The sequence below is a fragment of the Microcystis sp. BLCC-F209 genome (assembly GCF_041928595.1).
Classification (GTDB): Bacteria; Cyanobacteriota; Cyanobacteriia; order Cyanobacteriales; family Microcystaceae; genus Microcystis.
The window spans coordinates 1-23,226 of record NZ_JBHFLL010000081.1; the positions used below are offsets into that span (position 1 = coordinate 1).

The window sequence follows — 23,226 nt, forward strand, 5'->3', positions numbered from 1 at the left end:
TAGCAAGATGAGAGTCATGTTATTAGAAGCTTGTGCTTTTGATTGGGGAAAAATTTCCCCTGCTATTTTTGGCTCTATGTTTCAAGCGGTAATGAATCCAAAAGAGCGACGCAATTTAGGGGCGCATTATACCTCCGAGAAGAACATTCAAAAGGTGATTAAACCGTTATTTTTAGATGATTTATCCAGAGAATTTGAGAAGGTTAAAGGCAATCGCAATAAATTACTAGAATTTCAGAAAAAGATTGCTAATTTATATTTTCTTGATCCTGCCTGTGGTTGCGGCAACTTTTTAATTATTACCTATCGGGAGTTACGAGATTTAGAGATTTTGGTATTACAGGAGTTAGATAAATTAGATAAAACGGGGCAGTTAGTAACAGATATTAGTACCATTATTCAGGTAGATGTCAATCAGTTTGCTGGTATTGAATACGATGAGTTTGCGGTGAGGGTGGCAGAGGTGGCAATGTGGTTAATTGATCATCAGATGAATGTTAAGGTTAGTAATACTTTTGGTCAGTATTTTGTGCGTTTACCATTAAAGAAAGCGGCAAAGATTGTTCATGGAAATGCCTTACGGATTGATTGGGAGGAACTTATATCAAAAGAGAAGCTCAATTTTATTTTAGGTAATCCTCCTTTTGTGGGGAAACAGTTACAAAATGCTGACCAAAAGGCTGACATGAATCATGTTTTAGGGGACATTAAAGGAGCAGGTGTTTTAGATTATGTGACCGCATGGTATATTAAAGCGTCTGAATTTATTCAAAATAGTTTAATTCGTTGCGCTTTAGTTAGTACAAATTCTATTTCTCAGGGTGAACAAGTTGGTGTTCTTTGGCAAGAGCTTTATCAAAAATATAAAATAAAAATTCATTTTGCCCATCGAACTTTTAGCTGGAGCAATGAAGCAAAAGGAAACGCCGCAGTTCATTGTGTTATTATTGGTTTTGGGCTAGAAGATATTGACAATAAACGTATTTTTGATTATGCTGATATTAAAGGAGAACCGACAGAGAGAAGGGTTAAAAATATTAATCCTTACCTGACAGAAGGAAATGATTTAATCATTTTAAAGAAAATAAAACCCATTTGTAACGTGCCTGAAATGATCAAAGGCAGCCAACCTACAGATGGTGGTAATCTTCTGATGAATGACGAGGAAAAAGAACAGTATATTCGACAAGAACCCGCAGGAGAAAAATTTATTAAGCCTTTTATTTCTGCTGATGAGTTTCTGAATAATAAAAGACGCTGGTGTTTTTGGTTAACAGAAATACAGCCTAAAGAATTAAAGCAGTTGCCCCTATTATTAAAGAGAGTAGAAGCTGTTAAAGAAATGCGTTTGGCTAGTTCTAAAGTTGCGACAATTAAATGGGCGCAGTTCCCAACATTATTTACTGAAAATAGACAGCCTGAAACTGATTATGTATTAGTACCTAGAGTTTCATCAGAAAATAGAAAATATATTCCGTTAGGATTTTTCAATAAAAATATAATAGTTAGTGATACCTGTATTGCAATTCCACGCGGTAGTATTTATCATTTTGGTATCTTAACTTCAGAAATGCACATGGCATGGGTTAAATATGTGTGTGGCAGATTAGAAAGTCGCTTTCGTTATTCAAACACCATCGTTTATAATAACTACCCCTTTCCAGAAAATATCACCGACAAACAAAAACAAACCGTTGAAACTTGCGCTCAAACTGTGCTAGATACTAGGGTAAAATATCCCGATAGTAGCCTTGCGGATTTATACGATCCTTTAACTATGCCTCCCGACTTGCTCAAAGCTCACCAAAAACTTGACAAAGCCGTTGATTTGTGTTATCGTCCCCAACCTTTCACCAGTGAATTAAACCGTATTGAATACCTCTTTGAACTCTACGAAAAATTAACCGCTCCCCTACTCCCTACCAGCAAACAAAAACCCGCAAAAAGAAAAAATCCTCAATAACGAAGACAGGAGACTCCGAGACTCCGAGGCAGGAGGCAGGAGGCAAAAGGCAGACTTCGGCAGGAGACAGGAGGCAGCTTTGTTCTCCCCACTCCCCACTTCATAATTCATAATTCATAATTCATAATTCCCACACCCCACACCCATCCCTAAGCGCCGCAATTCCGGAGATTATATAAAAAAACACCCAGAACAATCGAGGTGATGGACAATACTAAAGGTTGTGTAGGTCATCAGAAAAGCCCTGTCAGGGTAAAATACTATGAAACTAGCGTCACGAGTCAATCAAGTCACCCCCTCCCTTACCCTAGCTATCGACTCTCTGGCCAAGGAAATGAAGAAAAACGGCGAAGATGTCTGTAGTTTTAGCGCCGGGGAGCCAGATTTCGACACACCCATTCACATCAAAGCTGCCGCGAAAAAGGCCCTCGATGAGGGAAAAACTCGCTACGGACCGGCTGCCGGAGAACCGGGGTTAAGAAAAGCCATCGCTGAGAAATTGCTGCGGGATAATCAACTAGCATACAATGCCGATAATATCATCGTTACCAATGGCGGTAAACAGTCTCTCTATAATCTAATCATGGCGTTAATTGAAGCGGGGGACGAAGTAATTATTCCCGCACCCTACTGGTTGAGTTATCCTGAAATGGTGACGTTAGCGGGAGGAACATCGGTTATAGTGAACACTAGCCTAGAGAATCACTATAAAATCACCCCCGAACAGCTAGAAGCGGCAATTACACCGAAAACTAAATTATTTGTTCTCAATTCTCCCTCTAATCCCACCGGTATTGTCTATACTCCCGAAGAAATCGCAGCTTTAGCAAAAATTGTGGTTGAAAAGGATATTTTAGTGGTTTCTGACGAAATTTACGAGAAAATCCTCTATGATGGCGCAATTCACCGCAGTATCGCTTCTTTTGGTCCGGAAATCTTTCAGCGCAGTATTATTAGTAATGGTTTTGCTAAAGCTTTCTCGATGACGGGGTGGCGCGTCGGTTACATAGCAGGACCGGTGGAAATTGTCAAGGCCATGACTAAGATCCAAGGTCATAGTACCTCTAATGTCTGCACTTTTGCCCAGTACGGCGCGATCGCTGCTTTGGAGAGTCCCCAAGATTGCATCGAGGAAATGGTCAAAGCTTTTAGCGAGCGCCGACAGTATATTTTAGAACGAGTGCGATCGCTCCCTGGACTCAATTGTCCTACTCCCAACGGTGCTTTTTATGTGTTTATCGATATTAGTCAAACTGGTTTAAAATCCCGGGATTTTTGTCAGAAACTCCTCGAAACCCAAAAAGTAGCCGCTATCCCCGGTATTGCTTTCGGTGCTGATGATTGTATTCGTCTTTCCTACGCTACAGACCTAAAGACGATTGAAAAAGGATTCGATCGCATTGATCAGTTCATCGGCACTTTGTAGGATGATTACTTTATCTGTTAGGGTGAATTTTGTTCGCCCTTTTTTTGGGTTTTAACAGCCAATTATCTGTAATTTCTAGAGGTATTAAGATGAGTGGGATCAAGTTAGAAGATATTAGGGAAATTACCAAGAATACTCAAGGAAAAGGATATTTAATTATCTTTAATGATAACAGAGTAATTATTTTATATAAAAAAAGAACTATTGCTGCTTTGCTAACTCTGATTAGGTATGGAGAAGGTTGTGAGAGCGATCTAACTAATGCGACCAATAATTTACAAGAGATAAAAACTATACTCAAGGGTAAAATTCCTGAAAATTTAATTCAAGACTCCTATGCTGATGCTAATAAACCCTTTAGCGAACTTTGGAATGAAGAGGGATTTAATTTTATTTATGCTCCCCCGGGACAAAAAAGATTAGGCAGTCAAAAATATATTTTAGATAGTTCCGATCATCAACGACTTTTTATCACTACTAAACCACCGATTAGAACACCTCCCTCATCCCTAATTCAGAGAAATATCTTAGAACAACAAAAAAATAAATGTAATTTTTGTGGCTCAATTCTTAAAAAGAAAGAAAATATCAATCAAAATACCTATGCTAGGGATCGAGTGCGTTTAGTTTGGGATCATCGGATTCCCGTAGAAAAAGGTGGAAATAGTGCCGATGACAATTTTCAAGCTCTCTGCTTCTATTGTAATAAATGCAAATGGCAAATCTGTAATCTTTGTAACTATGCTCCTGATAAATGTTCAGAATGCGTCTTAGCTTTTCCTGAAGTAACTAAGATTATTTTCCCCACTCAAGAAAATATTGAAGACCGGCTAAATCGAGCTAATTAAGTGATTTAGTAATATTTATACCAATATGTTTAATGACTGGGGGACAGACAGCGTTAGAAAGTTGTTTAATAGCAGCGGTGCGAGAAACAGGAAAATAATAATCATCGGCAAATCCCATTAATCTTTTTATTTCTAAGAGACTTAAATGTCTTCTTTCCTTGCTATACACTGGAATCATGGCACCACCACCGCTAACACTAACCGCAAAAGTAGGAAAGGGTTTTTGGATAGAAATTGCTCGGATGCCACTAGATCTCATTTGATAAATACAATTATCATAATCTACATTAACACTTGCCCTTTCAATACTTATTCTTGTTTTTGGCAGTTGAAAAGATAATTGTTCGGCATTAATTCTGCCAGCATAATAATCAATATACTGCTGCCATTTTCCCGATATGGGAATTGAATAATCCCCTGGAACAATAATTTTTTCAATACCCACTTCTGCATGGCAAGGTTGGGGAAATTGAAAGTTTTTAATTCCTAAATCCTTGCGGAAAGCCAATAAAAAAAAGCGAGGTCTTGATTGAGGAATTTGGAAATATTTACTATCGATAACTGCATAAAAAGCCAGATAATTTATTTCTTTTAACTGGATTAATATATCTTTTAATATCTGCCCTTGATTTAAGCGCACGATATTACTAACATTTTCAAGAAAGATAACTTTAGGCTTTTTTTCATGGCAAATTCTGAGAATTTCCTGAATGGCTAGTCCGCGACTGTCTTGCCAACCTTTTTGTTGTCCTGCTCTGGAAAATGGCTGACAGGGAAATCCCCCACAAAAAACCTCAAAATCGGGAAGTAAGCTAGGAATTAAAGCTTCAACATCTTGCGGTTTTATGGATTCATGAAAATTGTGATTGTAGGTTTTCACACAATCTGGGTTATTTTCGTTGCTAAAAACACATTGCCAACCGATTTGTTCAAGACCGAGACGAAAGCCACCAATTCCCGCATAAAAATCGGCAAAAGTCAAGCGACTATGGGTAAAATTTTTGTTAGCTGGACGAATAGGTAACTGGTTCATAATGTTGATTGAATGACCGAGCGTCTTATCTCTTTTCTCAGATATTATTGTACTAGATGTCCAAGGGGACAGACGGACAGGGGGAGAATCTGATTAACTTTCCCTAGGGGCTTTTGTTAAGTTACATTAAGCCCTACAATAAAATTCTGGTGAGTTAGACGAAATTCGCTCGATCGCTCGGTCCTATCCGCTCCTAGCTGAGACAGAGAAAAGATAGCGCATCGAGAAACAGAAAACTTGAGCTACTCAGGCCTTCGTCAATACTGCCCTTGTCATCTACCTTGAGTTATAACCTAGTGTCCCAAACCCTACCTAAACCTGCCCTAAAAAGAGAATTTTTGCCATTTACCCTACAGGATATCCGTCTAGCTATCCCGGCCCGTTGCTTCCAATCAAGCGTTTTTAGCTCTTTAGCTTACTTTTTTTTTGATATTGGCATTATTACCCTGCTTTACTGGATAACTTACCAGATTAATCAAGCATGGTTCTTCCCACTTTTTTGGTTTATGCAGGGAACCATGTTTTGGGCCTTATTTGTCGTCGGTCACGATTGCGGTCACGGTTCCTTTTCCCGTTATCGTTGGTTAAATAACTTAATCGGTCATCTCAGTCATACTCCCATTCTCGTACCTTTCCACGGTTGGCGCATCAGTCATCGCACCCATCACGCTAATACTGGCAATATCGACACCGATGAAAGTTGGTATCCCGTCACGGAAACCCAGTATAACAATATGGCTTGGTACGAAAAATTAGCTCGTTTTCAGCTAATTTTATTTGTTTATCCCCTCTATCTTTTCCGTCGTTCCCCTAATAAACAGGGGTCCCATTTTATGCCCGAAAGCCCCCTCTTTCGCCCCTCGGAACGCTGGCAGGTACTGACTAGCACCTTTTGCTGTACCTTTATGTTCGGTCTATTAATCGGGGTGGGTATCAGCCAAGGCTTTTGGTTTCTGTTTAACTACTACATCATGCCCTATATCGTCTTTGTGGTTTGGTTGGACCTGGTGACATTCCTACACCACACCGAAGATGATATTCCCTGGTATCGCGGTCAAGATTGGTACTTTCTCAAAGGGGCGCTTTCTACCATCGATCGCGATTATGGCATCTTTAATCCCATCCATCACCAAATTGGTACTCACGTCGCCCATCACATTTTTATCACTATTCCCCACTATCATCTCCAAGAAGCAACCGAGGCTATCCGTCCCGTCTTAGGAGACTATTATCGCGTCTCGAAAGAACCGATTTTCAAATCTCTCTGGCGGTCCTACCGCAATTGTCATTTTGTCAGTGACCAAGGCAGTAAGATTTTTTACCGCAAAAACTGATCCTGTCTTAGCTATGAGGAGGAAACGGCAGCAAAATCTGCCTCCTCCTCTCACACCGAGAATAGTTGCCAAAACTGGGGATAAAGTCTTTGTCTTTATTTGATTTATTGGCAAGGAATTAAGCTGATGCAGTGAAATTGAACAACGTACAAAGGGAATGACATTGGCAGAATTGGCCAAGAATCAAACAAATATCCAAGCGTTTCTCTAGGATTTGATCATTTTGCTTTTCAACAGCTACTGGCAAGAGGATATTAAGCGCCTAGAATCTAAAAATTTACGATCAAGCAGGTCTAAAGAGTGAATTTTTATGATACTGTCCATTGTACTAACTCAATTATAACTTTGCTATAAAATATTAATTACTCAGACAGCAAAAAAAGTGGCAGATTATGACACAGGCAATCCTTACTCAAATCTTGAATCAGCTTGAGACTCTTGATCTAAAAGAACTTCAGCTGCTTAATCAGAAGATTCAACAGTATCTTATGGATAAAGAAGAAGCTGAGAAACAAGCGGTATTTCACCAATCTCTTCTTGATGCTGGATTAGTCAAGCAGATTAAGCGTCCTTCATCTCAACCGATAACTGAGCGACGATTGATTGAAATCGAGGGAAAACCTATTTCAGAAACGATTATTGAGGAACGCCGTTAAATGGCACTTTATTTCTTAGATAGTAGTGCCTTGGTCAAGCGTTATATCAGCGAAACTGGTTCAGCATGGGTATTGGAATTATTTACTGATGCTTTAAATAATGAAATATTTATTGCCGCAATCGCCAAGGTAGAAATTGTAGCTGCTATTACGCGAAGATCCCGCACTGGAAGTATTAGCGTTACCGATGCAGCGGCAATAGTTCATCAGTTGAGAAAGGACTCGCTTAAAGATTATCAAGTCATTGAAATTACCGAAAGTATAATTAATTCAGGAATGGTATTAGCGGAAACTTATGGTTTAAGAGGTTATGACGCAATCCAGTTAGCAGTAGGTTGTGCTGTTAATACACTTTGCCTAGCTAGTGGTTTACCTTCTATCACTTTTGTCTCGGCAGATAATGAATTGAATGTTGCTGTTATCAGTGAGGAATTGCTGATGGAAAATCCTAATAATTATCCATCTTAAGTAAGCGATAAGCTGTGAACTCTGAAATTTTTAGAGTTTAAAAAGGTGGAAAAAATAATCCCCTTCAAGGGAGTAAAGGAATTAAGCTGATGCAGTGAAATTGAACGACGTACAAAGGGAATGACATCGGCAGAATTGGCCAAGAATCAAACAAATATCTAATTGGAGAAGCAACTAGAAATGTACCAAAGGAAATTAAGTATCGCTATCCTCTTATTCCTTGTCGTTTAATCGGAGGAATGAGAAATATTTAGAAAAGGTGCTATGATGCTGAACAATACTTAACTTGTGTTAGAATCGGTTAAGTAGGTAGGCACAATTATTTGTAGGATGGGTTAGCGGTAGCGTAACCCATGCGGGCGTTGGGTTTCATGCTTCAACCCAACCTACGTTTATTTTATATTTAATTCCACCCACCTACTTATGTTGTTAATTTAAGGGATAGTTACATGAAAATTGTTACTGTTACTGAGGCCAAAGAACAAGTTGATGAATTAGTGAATGATACCAATGATAATCATCAACCAATTTTGTTATCTGGTACGAAAAAGAATGCTATTTTAATTGCTGAGGAAGATTGGAACTCTATTCAAGAAACGCTTTATTTGTATTCTATTCCTGGTATGGTAGATTCAATTATTGAAGGTGGCAACACTTCTATTGAAGATTGTCTGGATGAAACGGGTATCAGAGCAATTTTAAATGGATAATTGGCAGTTGGTTTTTAAGCGAAAAAAGATGCTGAAAAGCTGGATCGTACTGGGTTGGCAAAACAAGCTAACGAGTTATTAAATATTCTTAAGTCAAATCCCTATCAATCTTATCCTGTTTATGAGAAACTCAGTGGTGATTTAGCGAGCTATTATTCTAGACATATTAATATTCAGCATCGTTTGGTTGATCAGGTTATTCCAGAAGAGAAGGTTGTCAAAATTATACGGATGTGGACTCATTATGAATAACCCCTTTTAATTTATTTTACCTAAAATGTCGGATGGATGCCCCCGCTAGATTTTTCGACAAGATACTCACCTTTGCGGGGGATGAAATCCGACCAGAATATCAACTGCGAAGCACGATTTTCATTCTACTATTTGTAGGTAAACTGTGTTATACTTAATTTAGCCAGGGTCGAGGATTAATCAATGCTAGTCGTAGAAGCCAAGTTAAAAAACGGGACACCAGAGAGGCAGGAAAATTTATTGTAATTTCTCAATAATACTAATAATGATTCTCTTTAGCTGGGGGAGATTGTTTTGAATCACTTTCCAGACGACTTTTTCATCAATTGCCCAATATTCATGAACTAATTTATCCCGCATACCTGCGATGTTTTTCCAAGGAATATTAGGATAATTAACTCTCACTTCATCAGGAATATTTTTGACTGCTTCCCCAATTATTTCAATTAATTTTACTGCCGAAAGAAAGATTTCTATCTTAGTTGAAAATTCTTCAAAGCTTAGATACTGAGTCATCTTTTCTAGTTGACAAATTGCCTCTAGAATGTCTTGCAAGAAATCTCTAAATTCCCGTTGCGTCATACATAAATAACCTCGGATAAAATTCTTTCTCGCCTTCTTCCTTTTAAGCCATTTTTACTGATAACATCCGCTTTTACCTTAAGTAAATCACTTAAATAATATTCCATATCTACTAAATCCAGTAAACTAGGCGGTTCTGTATAATCTATCAGAATATTAACTTCACTATTTTCCTGCACTTCTCCTTTTACATAATCTCCAAAAATACCTAATTCACTGACATGATACTTTTCTTTTACTAAGGACTTAACTTGACCCAAAATCGCTTTAATTTCTTCTAAATTTTTCATGATGCTTACCTTCTAAGATAACGGAAAAGACTTTTACCCTACTGATCAAAATTTTATTTCCTGTATCTGTATTGTAGCAGATAGCGGATGAAAGGATAAACCATACTCCTTAAAATCATGGGAATTGAGAGAGTTATGCCAAAAATACCCCCTCAACTGACTGAATGAAGAGGCATTTATAGTATTTTTAGAAGCAATTTAGCCTACTTTTCTGGTTTCTTTTTCGATGGATTGGGAGGGTTTTAGTTTAGGTTTGAGTATCTCGATTATTCTAAATTTCGCTTTTTCCAGTAATCAGGTTTACGTTTTCCATTTGCGATCGCAACTACCCAAATAGATGCTTCAAATTCTACATAAAAGATGATGTAAGGAAAACGGCGAATGAGATAACGGCGCATCCCTTCGATAGTATGGGCTGTTCCCAGATTAGGGTTAATTTTAATTTTTTCGAGAGCTTGTTCAATTTCAGATAGTAAATCTAGCCCTAATCCTATCTTTTGCTTCTCATAATATTGAATAGCATTGTCAAGTTCTCGTCTTGCTTCACTGTGAATAATAACAGGTTTCACGAATATTTCTCTCGTAATTCCAATAATACTTTATCCGATGGTTCACCCTTGGCTGTTCCAGCATAAATTTCGGCTAATCTTTGAGTTAATTCTCTATCCCAAGCATCTAAAACATTGTCATCTACACCTTCATCTAAGGAATGGATGAGAAAGTAAGCCAGTTCAGCGCGATCTTGTACGGGAAGTTGAGCAAGTTCTATTTTGAGGGTTTCTGCTGTTTTAGTCATCTTGAAAGCATCTATAACCAGTCATCTTAGATTGTAGCAGATATCGGATGAAAAAATAAACCATCCTCCTTGAAATTATGGGAATTGAGAGAGTTATGCCAAAAATACCCCCTCAACTGACTGAATGAAGAGGCATTTATAGTATTTTTAGAAGCAATTTAGCCTACTTTTCTGGTTTCTTTTTCAGTAGATTTGGATGGTTTTAGTTTACGCTTCAGGGTTGAAACTGCGCCGAGTGTACTGACTACCAGGAGACTTAAAGTTCAAGTTTTCCAGACAGAAAATTAAACTAATTAAACATTCATATTAGTGTTTGTTAAATCTAATGTGTATCGCATCGCCTCTTCCAATTGCTGTAAATAACTAGAAGAAAGTGTCCCCAACTGTCTCTGAAGTCGTTGTCTATCAATAACAACAATTTGATAACATAAGGCTACTGATTCCTGATTTAAGCATCCTTGTCCTGCGGGAATAACCATTGTTCCGGGAATTTGTGCGCGACGTAAATTACTGGTTAATGGAATTACAACAACAGTGCTAGTGAAGCGATCAATATTGTTATGTTGGACAATAATAACAGGTCGAATACCAGCTTGTTCTGAACCACGACTCGGATTCAAATCAGCTAGATAAATATCGCCTCGCATTTATTCCTTATCCTCTTGTTCAAGGTGAGATAAATAATCGGGTAAAATACTTTCTGAAAAGCTAATATCCTCTTGAGCAAATTCATTTTGTAACGATTGTGCTTCTGTATCTGAAATATTGTCCCATTTCTGAAAACGTGAATTTCTTTGTAAGGATTTGACAAATTCAAGGACTTTTTGCTGTTTTTCTAGCGGTAAAGTCTTAATACTTTGCAAAATCTGGTCTTGAAGATTATTAATATGGGTGACAGACATTTCAACTTTTACTATATTTACACTAGGCCAACTATTTTACCATAAAAAACCCTCTTGTTGTCAATTAGTTAGCAACAATTAAATAATAGACAATACACAATAGACAAAAAATACCCCCTCAACTGACTGAATGAAGGGGCATTTATGGTATTTTAGTGGGCAATTTAGCCTACTTTTGTGGTTTCTTTTTCTGATGGTTTGGATGATTTTAGTTTGCGCTTCAGGGTTGCACCTGCGCCGATAGTGCCGAGAGCGAGGAAGCCTAAAGTAGAAGTGGGTTCGGGAACTGGTTGGACACCCAAAAGTTCGCCATCAAAAGTAACTTCGCTGGCAAAGACCCACCGATTGCTTGGATTTAGAGTAAGTTGTAGGGAACTACCACTAAAATTTAATCCTGAAAAAGTATAGGATGTTGGCGCTGCACCAGGCGGATCAGTAAGAATTCCCGAATTGTAATTAGAGCCACCCATACTTAATAATATACTTTGCGGTACGGAAACAGCACCAGTACCATTTGAGTCATCCACATGGACAGTAACTGAGTTTATCCTGACTGTGCCAGCAAAGTTAAAATTAATGACAGGATTCCGGTCTAGCCAACCAACATAAGGTCCTGTACCGTCTGCAACTTCTACAAGATTCCAGTTTTGTGTAGGAATTATACCATCAGTTAGATCTCCAACTCCTCCGCTGAGAGGAGCATAATCTAGCGACGTGTTTCCAGTGCCATTATATTTCTTGTCCCAGTATCTAGAGCCGCCTCCATTTTCCATATCATAACTGATAGGTGTAATTTGAAGAGCATTAGCAGTACCTATTGTTGCCAAACTGATAAGTACGGCTCCCCCAATAGAATTTTTGACAAGTTTAATGAATACCATGATAGATGCCTCAAGACATTGAAGTTGTTAGTGGGATTTAACTGTTTTTTGGCAAAGTTGGCAAAGAGTAAATTGATACGATCGCTTTTCTAGCAGCCAAGTTAACCAGCAGTTTTACCTAACCCTAAAGGGTCAGCAAAGACAACAATACACATTCCCCCCCCACAATTGTATTTTTTGATACAATTTAATAAATTTTTATATTTCTCTCTTAATCCCGATAAAGAAACCGCAGAACCAAGTCGGTTGTGAACAGCCCACCGCTTTTACCATTTTTGGTTAGTATCTGGATGTGGTATTATTTGAGGTGTGTTCGGATTATCTGATACGATCAAGGTCTATGACAACTTACTATGAAATCCTCAGCCAAATAGAGAATCTTCCCCTTACGGATAAGTTGCGACTTTTAGAGGATTTAAAAACTATCATCAAGCCGACCGTAGCGCCAAAAGATGACGATGAGATCATTCCAGCCGAAGAACTTGCTGAAAGCCAAGCAGCATGGCAAGATTATTTATCCGGTCGAGATACTGGAATCACTTCAACAGAATTAAAATACAAATTATTTGGAGATAAACTTGGCTGATTATATTCTACTTAGACAAGCAGAACGCTCCTTAGAAAGGATGCCTAAAAATGATCAAATTCGTCTTCTTGAAGCTTTGGATACTTTGATTTCGGATTCTACAAAATTAGATATTAAACCCCTTTACGGAAGAGATGAACTAAGATTGCGAGTAGGTAAGTATCGAGTGTTGTTTTTTGAAGATAGAGACAACAATCTATAGATCATTACAACTATTAAACCTCGCGGCGATGTCTATAAATAATACCAGAACTCTTTTCTAGACTGCTGTTTCTCCTTTCGCCATAAGACAGTGATTCACAGAAGAAGGAGTCTCAGGTGTTTTTCCCTGTTTTTCCCCTTTTCAGGTGAACTATCCACTTCCGTGAGGGATTGTGGTGCGGTATGTCGGATTTGCTGCCTAATTATTGGGAATTAATGAAATCTTGAGGATGAACGATGGTAATATTGGGAATAGGGATAAAGTCATCAGGATTAAAGGTTAATAAATGGGTAATGTTAGAAGCTTTCATAACAGCAAGAAGCCTAATATCATGAGTGCGTTTTCCTTTAATGTTGTAGATGGTGACTAATTGAAACCAAAGGGGAAAAATATCCGGCGTTTCTGCAATTAATGTAAAGTTATCTAATAAATCATTGACATAATTTGTAGCTTGTGCTGGAGTCCAACCTAAACCATTAACATCAAGGGGGCGGGTTGCAACTACCCAAAATTCAATTAAAACTTGAGGAATAATAACACATTCATTAGCTGTTTCGACGATTTGAGTAATTACATTATTAGCAAGAGAATAAGTTGCTGAAGACGTATCAGCCGCCCGAAGCAAAATGTTAGTATCCAGTAAATATTGAGTCATTAGTCTTCATACATAGTGTCACGGTGTAAAGCTTCATCAGGTAAATTCGCACTTGTTTTAGGAAGTTTAGCGATTACTTTCTGCCATTTTTGAGCTTTTTCCTGGGGAGTAAGACTATAATCTGGGGAAGGGAGGGAAATTCTTGAGGTGAGAGATTCGGTGAAGGATAACACTTCTTGTTGTTTTTCTAAGGGAAGTTTTCTTAGGTTTTTAATGATAACTTGTTCAATGTTCATTTGACTTAGACTAATAGGCAACCATATCGATCATATCTCATGCCGCAATTTCTCTATATTTAATAAATCTTTACATTCCTCTCCCTCATGGCTTACGCTGGTATCTGCACTACTTCCTTGTCAGCATAAGGATTTTCAGTGATTTGGGGATTTTGAGGATGGGTGATGGCTGAAGATGGAAACGCTCTCGACATTGACCTTGTAGATTATCATTGAGGGAAAAAACATGATGACCCTGAAAAATCCCGTACATCCGGGCAGAATTGTCAAAAGTTCGATTGAAGAGCTTGAATTGACCGTTACGGCTGCGGCAAAAATGCTGAACGTGTCACGCTCTAGACTATCTAACCTAATCAATGGCAAGGCGGGGATTTCCCCGGAAATGGCTGTGCGTTTGTCAAAGACAATCGGTAGCACCCCTGCTTTCTGGCTGCGCCTCCAGATGAATTACGATCTTGCTGAGGTTAAAAAACAGGAAGATAGGATTTTCTGAATCCGATTGGGTTACAACACCAAACAACATTGGGTTAGTGCGATCTCGAAGAGAGCCGCCTTCGACGGTGCGCTGCTTCTGTAGCTGATAAACTAGGGATACCAGCTTTGATCAAGGCATCAGCATGACCACCAACGCGGCAAAAACTCAATGGCAGTATTTAGAGAAACGTCCTCATTCCTGGCGACAACAGCTTTATTTTCAAGGTAGGAGGCTGAAAGCTTTTGATGTCTGGTCAGATATGATTGTCAACAAAATGACTCCTGAAGAAGTCGCCGACAGCAAAGAATTACCCTTAGCCGCCGTTCTCGAAGCAATTGAATACTGCCAAACTCATCAAGAACTGTTGCAGCAGGAAGCGGACGCAGAACGTCGTTACCTAGAAGCGAGAGGAGTAGCCCTGGGTTCCTAAAGTTACTCATTGATGAAGATGCCCAAGATAAAGTGTTGGTGAAATTGCTACGACAGGCTGGACATGAAGTAATTACAGTTAACGAAGCTGGTCTGATGAGTCACCCAGATTTCATAGTTCTGGACTATGCTAGAAATGCCGATCGCATTCTGTTGACTCTTAAGTAGGTAGGCACAATTATTTGTAGGATGGGTTAGCGGTAGCGTAACCCATGCGGGCGTTGGGTTTTATGCTTCAACCCAACCTATGTTCATTTTATATTTAATTCCACCCACCTACTTAACTGCCGTGACTTTCAGTCTCTCCATGCTGCGGATTCCCACCATCCCGGAATTTTGGCAATTTATCAAGAGGCAAATCCCTCAAAGAAAATGAGTTTTAAGGCAATTGTCAATGCGATCGCCAATCTTGAAACGGCTAACGTCCCTCTTGCTAATCAGTTCATTTCCCTGAACCACTGGAACTATTAATTCTGCTTTGTCGTGATCGCGTCACAAATTTTAAGTTATATATCTCTCTCACTAGCGATCGCTTTCTTTTCCCTGTTTTACTGCTTCTCAGGCGAACTATTCTCATTCCGTGAGATATTGTGGCGCAGTATGTCTGATTCGCCTTTGCCTTCTCCCTTGACTGCGCTTCAACTCGATCGCAAACTAAATTAAACAGGATTACCTCGTACCAACCAGATGATAGACTGGGGATAATAGAAATAATTGAATATGGCTACATTACCGGAGGAAACCTTAGCGAGCATTTTTGATCTACTGCGTCAACTAGCGGATCAGATAGAGTACGCATCGGCAACGGAATGGCAACTTTTTACAGAATATGGGGAAAATGAACGGACATTATCAGAATTAGAAGAATTATCTAATGCCAGAGAGAGGATAACTAATTCCTACTCCCGAATTAATAATATCCTGCTGAGAATTTTACAAGAGCAGCCGACTCTCTCAAATACGATGCTAGAGATGTTAGAAAGAGCGATTTTGCAAGGAACAGCCAGTGTGGATGCTGTTAGTGCTAGTGTTGATGAAGTAAAGAGGCAATGGAACTTATGATGACTTACCGCACCTCCTATCCCGATGAAGCAACGAGAAAACAATGTCTTGAAAGCTTACGCGAAACTAACCGCCAGATTGAGCTTTATAATCTTTTTTTAGACGATATACTCGCCCAACTGGAAACAGAATCCCGTCAAAAGAGACGAGAAAGGCTATTGCAAAGAGGGCAAACTATTAAATAGAGGGATGCACAGAAGAAGGAGTTTCAGGTAGTTTCTCTTGTTTTACTCCTTCTCAGGCTGTATATCCTCATTCCGTGAGATATTGTGACGCAGTATGTCTGATTCGCCTTTGCCTTCTCCCTTGACTGATCCTCAACTCGATCGCCAACTAAATTAAACACAATTAATATCAACCGACGGGATTCAACTGACCTAATTCGACGCTCACCGTATCAAAGCGATTGTCCCCGGTACGATAGGAGAGAATTTCCAATCCCTAATCGGCAATAACGGGTACGGTAGGGATCGAACCTACAACCGTCCGCTTAGAAGGCGGATGCTCTATCCATTGAGCTACGTACCCAGGAAAGCACAATTATAGATTATACTTCCAACGGTGACAAGTGGTAGGACTGATTTTCGCCGTCCAAGCTTAATGATGATGGTGGTGTCCGTGGTGATGATGGTGATCGGAATGAATGTGAGGAATTGTTACAGAACTATTGACAGATAAAGCCTCTTGTGATAGCAAAGCTTCGATATGTTCCCGGGCCCAATCGGCGACCATCTGGCAAAATTCGGGGTTATCGTTGACACAGGCCATCTGCACATAATTAACCTGGTCGTGTTTGCGGCGTAAAGCTTCGATAATATGCTCCACATCCAGTAAAGTTTCGTGATTTTCCGTAGCAAAGCCAATCGGCATGAAAATTAAAGCTTTGGCCCCCAATTCAATTAAATTATTCGCCGCTAACTCTGCATTCGGTTGCGTCCATTTAATTAAAGGGGTTTGGTGATTTAACCAACCCACAGAAATCAAGGGATAACGATAGATTAATTTTTCCCGGACTAACTCGTATAAAGCTTGACTTTCATCGATTCCCGACGTAAATCCCTTAGCTTCGTGGGGACAACCGTGATTCATTAAAATAATGCCAATTTGCGAGGGAAGACAGCTACTAGCTACCTCGGCCGCGATTTTTTCCTCCACTAACCGCGCCATTAGCTCTATATAAGCGGGTTGGTTATAAAACGAGGGAATATAGCGCAATCCTTTGACCCAATGTTCCCCCGTTTGTCCTTGAGCTAAAGCTTTGTTAACTTGTTCGATGGCAATGCCACTGGTAAAGATAGAATCAACCACGAGGAGAGGATAGATCAAAATTTTCTCAAATCCCCGCTCGCGGATTTCCGTTAACACCTGTGCCGGTAAAAAAGGCGCGCAGAAGTTAAACGCTTTGAATACCTCCACCCGATTACCCCATTTTGCCTGTAAATTGCGCTCGATTTCCTGTCTTTGATGCTCGAAAATGTGGTTATGGGGGGAAATAAAGTGATTATGCTGGTGCTGCCATTCGTGCAGGTCAAATATAGCCAATAATTTCGCTAGGGGAGGATAAACCCAAGTCGGTACAGGAGCGAACTTAGCCGTCAGCAGATTTAAGGCCTGTTCATTATAGTTGGCAAAGTCCTCATAACTCTCCACTTCCCCGTATCCCATCAATAATACCGCCACTCGATCGCTGTGGTTGTGGGTAGCGGCTAACTGTTGTTGATCTGAAATGGCAACCACGTTTTTAACCCCGATTTTCTAAGTGAAAAACGCTATATCACTGGGATAGTAGCACTTTTCTATCCTATCCCCTCGCACGGGATAGACCGCTAAAAATTTATAACCTCTACAGAATCATACAGATTGCTTATCATCTTCATTAATAAAACGATATGTAAAGAAACTTTAAATAATGTTAAGATCGTTATAGTCCCACCTATGAGAGATATGACAGCAGGCGTGTTTGGTAGCTTACCTTTTCCCAATCAGAGCGGCGATCAACTCATCAGTAAAGTGGTGAGTGCTGCGATCGCTGCATTATTCAAACGCACAGGCAAGCTGACAGCGACTGTCCGCGCCGAACCCGTAGCCAAATTACTGCAAGGCAGTATCGACGGTTTTGACTTTATCGGTCAGTCGATGCTCATGTACAATGGCCTACGCATCGAAGCCATGGAATTGTATGTGCAAGCGGTGGCGATCGATTTTAGTGCCATTTTTACCGGACAGGTGAAACTCCGTCAACCGACGCGGGCCACTTTGCGGGTAGTTTTAACGGAAGAAGACTTAACCACCTCTTTTAATACACCTTTTATTGTCGAAAAACTGCAAAGATTAGAGTACGAAGGTAAATCAATTCACTGTCAGAACACGGAATTAATTCTCAATGACGACAAAACTTTAACTCTGAAAAGTCTAATTAAATTGGGAGAAGAAGAACCAATTCTTCTAGAAATGACCACTGCTGTGGTTGTGGAAGAACGGCGAAAAATTCAATTTGTCGAGGTGGTTTACCAAGGCGACGAAAGATCGAAAGCTTTAGGAGAAGCTTTAATCAGCCACGTTAACAACCTCATGGATTTAGATAAATTTGCCCTCGATGGTACTCAATTAAGGGTCGATAGACTACGTTTAAAAGATAAACAGATCATCTTTTATGGTATCGCCGATATCGAGCGTTTCCCCCAAAGAAAATAGGCGGTCATCAACGGGTCTAAAAATATCAAGAGTTTTACAGACTTTACCCCAAAAATGAAGTATAACCTAATTTGGTATTGACTCCTGAATCCCCAAAACGAAAACTTCTTATCTCACCATTGAGATAACTGCTGTGGCTTTTAATCGTGCTTGTGGTGACAGGGAGGCACGGGATCGTAACCTCCGGGGTGAAAGGGATGACAACGGAGAATGCGCTTAATTGCTAACCAAGAACCCCGCAGCACACCAAAGCGCTCGATCGCTTCCATGGCATACTGGGAACAGGTGGGTTGAAAACGACAGGAAGGGGGAAATAGCGGCGAAATAAACCGTCGATATCCCTCAATTAAGCCAATAAAAATTCCTTTCATCAATGTCACCTCGATCGCCTAAACTAATAGATAGTCAATTTTCGCTTTTGCCACGTGGAACTATCCCACTCTCTCCTATTTTCGATCGGTTTAGTCGCCTGTTACCTAGTTGTTCTGATTCTGATCGCTGAAAAATTAAAAAGGGTTTTCAGTACCGATGGCGAAATTACCCGCAAAGTTGTCCACATTGGCACGGGAAACGTCATCCTTTTGGCCTGGTGGTTAAATATCCCCGCTTGGGTGGGAATAAGTGCGGCCATCCTAGCGGCAACTATCGCTATCCTATCCTATTTTTTCCCCATTTTACCCAGTCTTAATAGTGTCGGTCGCCGCAGTTGGGGAACTTTTTTTTATGCTGTTAGTATCGGTGTTCTCGTGGCTTATTTTTGGCCAATTTCTCACCCCGAATACGCAGCAATGGGTATTTTAATTATGGCGTTAGGAGACGGATTAGCAGCCCTAGTCGGACAAAATTTTGGTCAACATCCCTACAAAATTTTCGGCAGTGGCAAAAGTCTGGAAGGTTCCCTGACTATGTTAGGAGTCAGCTTTTTAGTCAGCTTGATTATTTTATCTTTTATTAATGGCATGAATCCGCCAATTATTTTAGTATCTTTATTAACAGCGATCGGAGCTACTATTCTAGAAACTTTCTCGAAACTAGGTATAGATAATCTCACTGTACCGATTGGTAGCGCCGCCATTGCCTATTTTCTTACTCAAATTTTCATCTCAAGCTAGGCTATCTCAGCTTATTCACAAGGGCCGAATCTAAAACCTCATTGGTTAAGCTAAGTAGGGAGGCACAATTATTTGTTAGGATGGGTTAGTGGTAGCGTAACATGAGCGGGTGTTGGGTTTCATGCTTCAACCCAACCTACGTTCTATGTTAGCAATCAGCTTTTTAGTCAGCTGTACCGATAACTGATAACTGATAACTGATAACTGATAACTGATAACTGATAACTGATAACTGATAACTGATAACTGATAACTGATAACTGATAACTGATAACTGATATGACCTTTACTATCACTCAAAACCAAAATCAATATCTTACCTATTGTCTCAAGGATGAAGAAGCTGACGCTTATCTGGAAGTGGTTCCCGCTAGGGGAGGAATCATCACCCGTTGGCAAATTTGCGGAGAAGATATTTTATATCTGGACACAGAAAGATTCAAAGATCCTAACCTCAGTGTGCGCGGAGGAGTTCCGATTTTATTCCCTATCTGTGGCAACTTACCCAATAATACCTATCAACACCAAGGCCGAAACTATAGCCTTAAACAACACGGATTTGCTCGTGATTTACCCTGGCAAGTGAGCAAACAAAGCAGCGAAACCGCCGCTAGTTTAACCCTAGAATTAAACAGTAATGAAGCCACTCGTCAAGTCTATCCCTTTGATTTTCAATTAATCTTTACCTATCAACTGCAAGGAAACAGCCTCAAAATTCACCAAAAAGTTATTAATCTTTCCCCCGAAAAAATGCCCTTTTCTATCGGCTTCCATCCCTACTTTCAAGTCAACGATAAAACCCGATTATCCTTTGATATTCCCTCCTCCCAATACCTCGACCAACGCACGAAGACCCTCCATTCCTACTCTGGCAACTTTGACTTTAATCTCGAAGAAATTGATGCTGCTTTTCCGCAAATTACGCGCCATCAAAGTAGTTTTAGTGATTCCTATCATCAGCGTCAAATTGTCCTCGGTTACGACGATCTCTATACAACCCTAGTTTTTTGGACCCTGAAAGATAAAAATTATATCTGTCTCGAACCTTGGAGCGCCCCCCGCAACGCCCTCAACACAGGCGAACATTTGACCTACTTAGACCCCCAGAGTAGCCGCGAGGCGATCATAGAAATGCGAGTCAATCAAATTTAAATTTCCCCTTGACTTAGCCCCGATAAGATGTTATATTGATAAATCGTGTGCAGAACACGAAACGGGTCGCTAGCTCAGCGGTAGAGCACTCGGCTTTTAACCGATTGGTCTTGGGTTCGAATCCCAGGCGACCCATAAAAACTTACTGATACAGAAAGATTGACTTGTCTTCCCCTGTCTATGGATTAGCCTTGCATACCAGCAGTCCCCAACTAGGACTGGCCCTCTCTAATTTCCGCGATGATAGTCGTCAACAAACTTGGGACTTAGACAGGGATTTATCGAACCTATTCCACCCCTATCTAAAACAGTTCCTGGCTCCGCAAAAATGGGCAGATTTAGCCTTTCTCGCCGCCGCTAAGGGGCCGGGCAGCTTTACCAGTACCCGCATCGGTATAGTCACCGCTAGAACCCTAGCACAACAATTACAGCTACCGATTTTTACCGTCTCCAGTTTAGCGGCCTTTGCTTGGTCACAACGGCATTTTTACCCCGTCGATACCCATCTAGCCCTAGAAATGCCCGCCACTAGGGGACAATTGTATGTGGGCATCTATCGGGGTAATCGGGTTTATTTAGCTGATAGTCTGATGACTCCGGAACAATGGCAGCGCACTTTAGAAAACTTAACTATTCCCTATCAAAGATTAGCTACACCCAATTATTTAGGCATAAATGCCCCCGCTATCCTCGATTTAGCCTATTTGGACTGGCAAACAGGAAAACGCCCCCATTGGTCGGAGGCGCTACCATTTTACGGGATGTGATTAGCAATTCCCTCTTTTTTTCAAACTATAGCCAGCTAGTCCGAGGGTTACTAATCCTAAAACTGCGCTAGGTTCGGGTACGGGTTCAACGGAATAAATCGCCACATTGCGACTCACTTCATGGGCAACAATTAACAAGGGAGTACCATTGGGACTATCGGCAGCCGGGATAAATAATAATCCTTCGGGAGAGCGATCTCCCAATTGCCCATCGTTGATATAATTAGTGAACAAAGGATTACTAGGGTTGGTGATATCATAAACCATGAAACCGCCAGCCCTTTCTATTCCCACAAAACTATAGAGACGATTACCCACAGTTCCCACTGCTAAACCTTCCGGTTCTGGCCCGCGGTTATCGCTACGACTATCGAAGCTGCTAGGAGTACCATCGGAATTAAAAATACTAGCAGTTAGGGGAGTTGCCGAAAAAGCCGCTAAAATTTGTTCAAAATCATCGCCACTATCGAAGACTTGGGACAGTCCATTAGTGACATTCCAAATCGAAAAAGAACGACCACCATAGGCAAAAAGTTGGCTATATTGACCTTGGCCATTGAGTCCGTCGATGGTGGAAACATCTAAACGTCCGAGATTTTGGGCTAATTGCAATTGGGCCGCATTAGGGAAAGCATTGGGGTCTAAAGTTAGAGTAGAAACTCGTCCGGCCTCATCTCTAGTATCCCCTTCATTGGCAGTAATTAAATAGTTTTGTCCAGCGATGGTAAAGGTGGCGATCGTATCCGGCTGATATAAGCCAAAAACCGGCCAATTATTAATTCTCACTGCTGGGGAATTAGCCGCTCCTCCAAATACTACCCCATCTCGATCGCTAGGATCCAAACCATTACCCGGTGCGTTAAAATTTTTGGCTCCTAGGGGTAAAATACTGGTGACTTGAGCGTTAACAATATTGACTATTGCAATAGCATTATTTTCCTGTAGAGACACCCATGCAGTGGTTCCATCGTCGGAAACGGTGATGTATTCCGGTTCCACATCTTGGGAAACCGTTTGACCGGGAAAAATACGGACTCCCTGACTTCTGAAAGTGTTCTCTTGACCATTAAAACTGGTAAAGGTAGCAGTGTTGACGGTGGGATTGAGAACACCAGCACTAAGATCAATAATACTAACGGAACCATCGGGATTGACACCATTAGCTGGTTCCCCCTCGTTAGCGACCAAAACCCGATTACCGTCAGGAGTAAAGGTTAACATATCTGGTAAAGCGCCCACAGTCACCTGACTCTGAAAGACACCATTAGTATCGAAAAATACTACACTGCCGTTATTGGTAATCGGATTAGCTTCCATGGCCAGGGCCACGATACCATTTTTGATGGCAACGCTGTTAACCCCCGCACCGTAGGAGCTAAGATCGATCGATGGTAAGGGAATTGGACTAGCGGGATTGCTGATATCGGCAATATCTAGACGATTATTCGGACCGGTCAGGAATAATTTGCGACTAGCGGGGTCATAAGCGGGAATTTCTGCCCCGAAGTTATTAGCAGCAGTTGTACTATTGCCAAGACTGCTCAATCGCGTGATATTTAAAGCTGAGGCCGATTCGGTAACAATGTTGACACTGCCAGCAATTGACAGCAAGGTTAATAAAAATTTCCCATGGTGACGATAGATAGCATGAATCATATTTTTAGCTGAAAACCTGCAAAAAAAGGCTAAACAATCGCATTTTTTCAGACTCAAGT

At 40.5% G+C, this 23,226-nt stretch carries 33 protein-coding genes, 2 tRNA genes and 2 pseudogenes; 21 read left to right on the forward strand and 16 right to left on the reverse strand.

Features of this window, described 5'->3' with window-relative positions; translation table 11 throughout:
* The 3 genes from ACE1AQ_RS05010 to ACE1AQ_RS05020 form a co-directional block, all read left to right on the forward strand.
* A partial coding sequence (locus tag ACE1AQ_RS05010; protein ID WP_374807985.1) for a class I SAM-dependent DNA methyltransferase occupies positions 1 to 1,963 on the forward strand: 1,963 nt, incomplete at its 5' end.
* Between the two features lie 262 nt (positions 1,964 to 2,225).
* The gene (locus tag ACE1AQ_RS05015; RefSeq protein WP_008202178.1) at positions 2,226 to 3,389 is read left to right on the forward strand and encodes a pyridoxal phosphate-dependent aminotransferase; all 1,164 of its coding nucleotides are present in this window, start codon (positions 2,226 to 2,228) and stop codon (positions 3,387 to 3,389) included.
* A gap of 89 nt (positions 3,390 to 3,478) precedes the next feature.
* The gene (locus tag ACE1AQ_RS05020) at positions 3,479 to 4,237 is read left to right on the forward strand and encodes an HNH endonuclease (RefSeq protein WP_008202181.1); all 759 of its coding nucleotides are present in this window, start codon (positions 3,479 to 3,481) and stop codon (positions 4,235 to 4,237) included.
* Here ACE1AQ_RS05020 and ACE1AQ_RS05025 read toward each other — a convergent pair.
* Positions 4,230 to 5,270 (reverse strand): DNA cytosine methyltransferase, encoded by a 1,041-nt coding sequence (locus ACE1AQ_RS05025; RefSeq protein WP_008202182.1) that lies wholly within the window; start codon positions 5,268 to 5,270, stop codon positions 4,230 to 4,232. The two genes, ACE1AQ_RS05020 and ACE1AQ_RS05025, sit on opposite strands and share 8 nt — an antisense overlap.
* A 296-nt stretch (positions 5,271 to 5,566) precedes the next feature.
* Here ACE1AQ_RS05025 and ACE1AQ_RS05030 point away from each other — a divergent pair, with 296 nt between their 5' ends.
* From ACE1AQ_RS05030 to ACE1AQ_RS05050, 5 genes and pseudogenes are all read left to right on the forward strand, one after another.
* Positions 5,567 to 6,604, forward strand: a complete 1,038-nt coding sequence (locus ACE1AQ_RS05030) for a fatty acid desaturase (RefSeq protein WP_008202184.1) — start codon at positions 5,567 to 5,569, stop codon at positions 6,602 to 6,604.
* 392 nt (positions 6,605 to 6,996) lie between these two features.
* Entirely contained in the window at positions 6,997 to 7,260 is a 264-nt protein-coding gene (locus ACE1AQ_RS05035) for a hypothetical protein (protein ID WP_110544797.1), read from the forward strand.
* Positions 7,261 to 7,728, forward strand: coding sequence for a type II toxin-antitoxin system VapC family toxin (locus ACE1AQ_RS05040; protein ID WP_008202187.1), 468 nt, complete (start codon positions 7,261 to 7,263; stop codon positions 7,726 to 7,728).
* 449 nt (positions 7,729 to 8,177) lie between these two features.
* Positions 8,178 to 8,438 carry a type II toxin-antitoxin system Phd/YefM family antitoxin gene (locus ACE1AQ_RS05045; RefSeq protein ID WP_110544795.1) on the forward strand — a complete coding sequence of 87 codons (261 nt, stop codon included), beginning with the start codon at positions 8,178 to 8,180 and terminating at the stop codon, positions 8,436 to 8,438.
* Positions 8,431 to 8,690: pseudogene (locus ACE1AQ_RS05050) on the forward strand (Txe/YoeB family addiction module toxin). Before ACE1AQ_RS05045 ends, ACE1AQ_RS05050 begins: the two are co-directional and overlap by 8 nt.
* Positions 8,691 to 8,927: 237 nt before the next feature.
* On the opposite strand, the gene ACE1AQ_RS05055 reads toward ACE1AQ_RS05050, so the two are convergent.
* The 8 genes and pseudogenes from ACE1AQ_RS05055 to ACE1AQ_RS05090 form a co-directional block, all read right to left on the reverse strand.
* Entirely contained in the window at positions 8,928 to 9,272 is a 345-nt protein-coding gene (locus ACE1AQ_RS05055; protein WP_008202195.1) for a DUF86 domain-containing protein, read from the reverse strand.
* Entirely contained in the window at positions 9,269 to 9,562 is a 294-nt protein-coding gene (locus ACE1AQ_RS05060; RefSeq protein WP_002783391.1) for a nucleotidyltransferase family protein, read from the reverse strand. The genes ACE1AQ_RS05055 and ACE1AQ_RS05060 overlap by 4 nt, the downstream gene beginning before the upstream one ends.
* A 266-nt stretch (positions 9,563 to 9,828) precedes the next feature.
* Complete coding sequence (locus ACE1AQ_RS05065) at positions 9,829 to 10,131, reverse strand: type II toxin-antitoxin system RelE/ParE family toxin (RefSeq protein ID WP_008202197.1); 303 nt, start codon at positions 10,129 to 10,131, stop codon at positions 9,829 to 9,831.
* Positions 10,128 to 10,358: an addiction module protein gene (locus tag ACE1AQ_RS05070; RefSeq protein ID WP_002800346.1), complete on the reverse strand. Its 231-nt coding sequence runs from the start codon at positions 10,356 to 10,358 to the stop codon at positions 10,128 to 10,130. The genes ACE1AQ_RS05065 and ACE1AQ_RS05070 overlap by 4 nt, the downstream gene beginning before the upstream one ends.
* A 158-nt stretch (positions 10,359 to 10,516) precedes the next feature.
* A pseudogene (locus ACE1AQ_RS05075) lies at positions 10,517 to 10,621 on the reverse strand (PEP-CTERM sorting domain-containing protein); the annotation flags it as partial.
* Positions 10,622 to 10,651: 30 nt separating this feature from the next.
* Complete coding sequence (locus ACE1AQ_RS05080) at positions 10,652 to 11,005, reverse strand: type II toxin-antitoxin system PemK/MazF family toxin (protein ID WP_106908318.1); 354 nt, start codon at positions 11,003 to 11,005, stop codon at positions 10,652 to 10,654.
* Positions 11,006 to 11,260 (reverse strand): hypothetical protein, encoded by a 255-nt coding sequence (locus ACE1AQ_RS05085; RefSeq protein WP_110544792.1) that lies wholly within the window; start codon positions 11,258 to 11,260, stop codon positions 11,006 to 11,008.
* Positions 11,261 to 11,424: 164 nt separating this feature from the next.
* On the reverse strand, positions 11,425 to 12,141 hold the full coding sequence (locus ACE1AQ_RS05090; protein WP_110544790.1) for a PEP-CTERM sorting domain-containing protein: 717 nt from the start codon (positions 12,139 to 12,141) through the stop codon (positions 11,425 to 11,427).
* A 340-nt stretch (positions 12,142 to 12,481) separates the two neighbouring features.
* Here ACE1AQ_RS05090 and ACE1AQ_RS05095 point away from each other — a divergent pair, with 340 nt between their 5' ends.
* Complete coding sequence (locus ACE1AQ_RS05095; RefSeq protein ID WP_002734321.1) at positions 12,482 to 12,727, forward strand: hypothetical protein; 246 nt, start codon at positions 12,482 to 12,484, stop codon at positions 12,725 to 12,727.
* Positions 12,720 to 12,929: a type II toxin-antitoxin system RelE/ParE family toxin gene (locus ACE1AQ_RS05100; RefSeq protein ID WP_008202207.1), complete on the forward strand. Its 210-nt coding sequence runs from the start codon at positions 12,720 to 12,722 to the stop codon at positions 12,927 to 12,929. Before ACE1AQ_RS05095 ends, ACE1AQ_RS05100 begins: the two co-directional genes overlap by 8 nt.
* A 202-nt stretch (positions 12,930 to 13,131) precedes the next feature.
* On the opposite strand, the gene ACE1AQ_RS05105 is transcribed toward ACE1AQ_RS05100, so the two are convergent.
* Both ACE1AQ_RS05105 and ACE1AQ_RS05110 read right to left on the reverse strand, forming a co-directional pair.
* Positions 13,132 to 13,584 carry a PIN domain-containing protein gene (locus ACE1AQ_RS05105; RefSeq protein WP_002750618.1) on the reverse strand — a complete coding sequence of 151 codons (453 nt, stop codon included), beginning with the start codon at positions 13,582 to 13,584 and terminating at the stop codon, positions 13,132 to 13,134.
* A complete protein-coding gene (locus ACE1AQ_RS05110; RefSeq protein ID WP_008202209.1) occupies positions 13,584 to 13,820 on the reverse strand; it encodes a hypothetical protein in 237 nt (78 codons plus the stop codon). Before ACE1AQ_RS05110 ends, ACE1AQ_RS05105 begins: the two co-directional genes overlap by 1 nt.
* 226 nt (positions 13,821 to 14,046) lie before the next feature.
* Between ACE1AQ_RS05110 and ACE1AQ_RS05115 the strand changes: the two genes are divergently transcribed.
* From ACE1AQ_RS05115 to ACE1AQ_RS05140, 6 genes are all read left to right on the forward strand, one after another.
* The gene (locus ACE1AQ_RS05115; protein ID WP_249268040.1) at positions 14,047 to 14,313 is read left to right on the forward strand and encodes a HigA family addiction module antitoxin; all 267 of its coding nucleotides are present in this window, start codon (positions 14,047 to 14,049) and stop codon (positions 14,311 to 14,313) included.
* Positions 14,314 to 14,437: 124 nt separating this feature from the next.
* A complete protein-coding gene (locus ACE1AQ_RS05120; RefSeq protein WP_110544788.1) occupies positions 14,438 to 14,725 on the forward strand; it encodes a hypothetical protein in 288 nt (95 codons plus the stop codon).
* 38 nt (positions 14,726 to 14,763) lie between these two features.
* The gene (locus tag ACE1AQ_RS05125) at positions 14,764 to 14,892 is read left to right on the forward strand and encodes a DUF5615 family PIN-like protein (protein ID WP_232306186.1); all 129 of its coding nucleotides are present in this window, start codon (positions 14,764 to 14,766) and stop codon (positions 14,890 to 14,892) included.
* A 168-nt stretch (positions 14,893 to 15,060) separates the two neighbouring features.
* Complete coding sequence (locus ACE1AQ_RS05130) at positions 15,061 to 15,195, forward strand: hypothetical protein (RefSeq protein ID WP_374807992.1); 135 nt, start codon at positions 15,061 to 15,063, stop codon at positions 15,193 to 15,195.
* A gap of 249 nt (positions 15,196 to 15,444) precedes the next feature.
* On the forward strand, positions 15,445 to 15,786 hold the full coding sequence (locus ACE1AQ_RS05135) for a hypothetical protein (RefSeq protein WP_110544785.1): 342 nt from the start codon (positions 15,445 to 15,447) through the stop codon (positions 15,784 to 15,786).
* On the forward strand, positions 15,786 to 15,971 hold the full coding sequence (locus tag ACE1AQ_RS05140) for a hypothetical protein (RefSeq protein ID WP_231859623.1): 186 nt from the start codon (positions 15,786 to 15,788) through the stop codon (positions 15,969 to 15,971). Before ACE1AQ_RS05135 ends, ACE1AQ_RS05140 begins: the two co-directional genes overlap by 1 nt.
* A 270-nt stretch (positions 15,972 to 16,241) precedes the next feature.
* On the opposite strand, the gene ACE1AQ_RS05145 is transcribed toward ACE1AQ_RS05140, so the two are convergent.
* Both ACE1AQ_RS05145 and ACE1AQ_RS05150 read right to left on the reverse strand, forming a co-directional pair.
* Positions 16,242 to 16,314 (reverse strand) — tRNA-Arg (locus ACE1AQ_RS05145).
* Positions 16,315 to 16,383: 69 nt separating this feature from the next.
* On the reverse strand, positions 16,384 to 17,523 hold the full coding sequence (locus ACE1AQ_RS05150) for a ferrochelatase (protein ID WP_110544783.1): 1,140 nt from the start codon (positions 17,521 to 17,523) through the stop codon (positions 16,384 to 16,386).
* A 198-nt stretch (positions 17,524 to 17,721) separates the two neighbouring features.
* On the opposite strand from ACE1AQ_RS05150, the gene ACE1AQ_RS05155 reads away from it, so the two are divergent.
* Positions 17,722 to 18,480 carry a DUF2993 domain-containing protein gene (locus tag ACE1AQ_RS05155; protein ID WP_008202228.1) on the forward strand — a complete coding sequence of 253 codons (759 nt, stop codon included), beginning with the start codon at positions 17,722 to 17,724 and terminating at the stop codon, positions 18,478 to 18,480.
* Between the two features lie 140 nt (positions 18,481 to 18,620).
* Here the strand turns inward: ACE1AQ_RS05155 and yidD are convergent, their stop codons facing one another.
* Positions 18,621 to 18,851: a membrane protein insertion efficiency factor YidD gene (gene yidD / locus ACE1AQ_RS05160; RefSeq protein WP_008202230.1), complete on the reverse strand. Its 231-nt coding sequence runs from the start codon at positions 18,849 to 18,851 to the stop codon at positions 18,621 to 18,623.
* A gap of 54 nt (positions 18,852 to 18,905) precedes the next feature.
* Here yidD and ACE1AQ_RS05165 point away from each other — a divergent pair, with 54 nt between their 5' ends.
* Positions 18,906 to 19,592, forward strand: coding sequence for a diacylglycerol/polyprenol kinase family protein (locus tag ACE1AQ_RS05165; RefSeq protein ID WP_110544780.1), 687 nt, complete (start codon positions 18,906 to 18,908; stop codon positions 19,590 to 19,592).
* Positions 19,593 to 19,718: 126 nt separating this feature from the next.
* Here the strand turns inward: ACE1AQ_RS05165 and ACE1AQ_RS05170 are convergent, their stop codons facing one another.
* Positions 19,719 to 19,892, reverse strand: a complete 174-nt coding sequence (locus ACE1AQ_RS05170) for a hypothetical protein (protein WP_374807995.1) — start codon at positions 19,890 to 19,892, stop codon at positions 19,719 to 19,721.
* Here ACE1AQ_RS05170 and ACE1AQ_RS05175 point away from each other — a divergent pair.
* The 3 genes from ACE1AQ_RS05175 to tsaB all read left to right on the forward strand — a co-directional run bounded on the left by ACE1AQ_RS05175 (position 19,872) and on the right by tsaB (position 21,511).
* On the forward strand, positions 19,872 to 20,744 hold the full coding sequence (locus ACE1AQ_RS05175; protein ID WP_008202248.1) for an aldose 1-epimerase: 873 nt from the start codon (positions 19,872 to 19,874) through the stop codon (positions 20,742 to 20,744). The two genes, ACE1AQ_RS05170 and ACE1AQ_RS05175, sit on opposite strands and share 21 nt — an antisense overlap.
* 63 nt (positions 20,745 to 20,807) lie before the next feature.
* Positions 20,808 to 20,879 (forward strand) — tRNA-Lys (locus ACE1AQ_RS05180).
* 29 nt (positions 20,880 to 20,908) lie between these two features.
* Complete coding sequence (tsaB, locus tag ACE1AQ_RS05185) at positions 20,909 to 21,511, forward strand: tRNA (adenosine(37)-N6)-threonylcarbamoyltransferase complex dimerization subunit type 1 TsaB (protein ID WP_008202250.1); 603 nt, start codon at positions 20,909 to 20,911, stop codon at positions 21,509 to 21,511.
* Here the strand turns inward: tsaB and ACE1AQ_RS05190 are convergent, their stop codons facing one another.
* Entirely contained in the window at positions 21,512 to 23,167 is a 1,656-nt protein-coding gene (locus tag ACE1AQ_RS05190; RefSeq protein WP_110544778.1) for a choice-of-anchor I family protein, read from the reverse strand.
* Positions 23,168 to 23,226 lie beyond the last annotated feature (59 nt).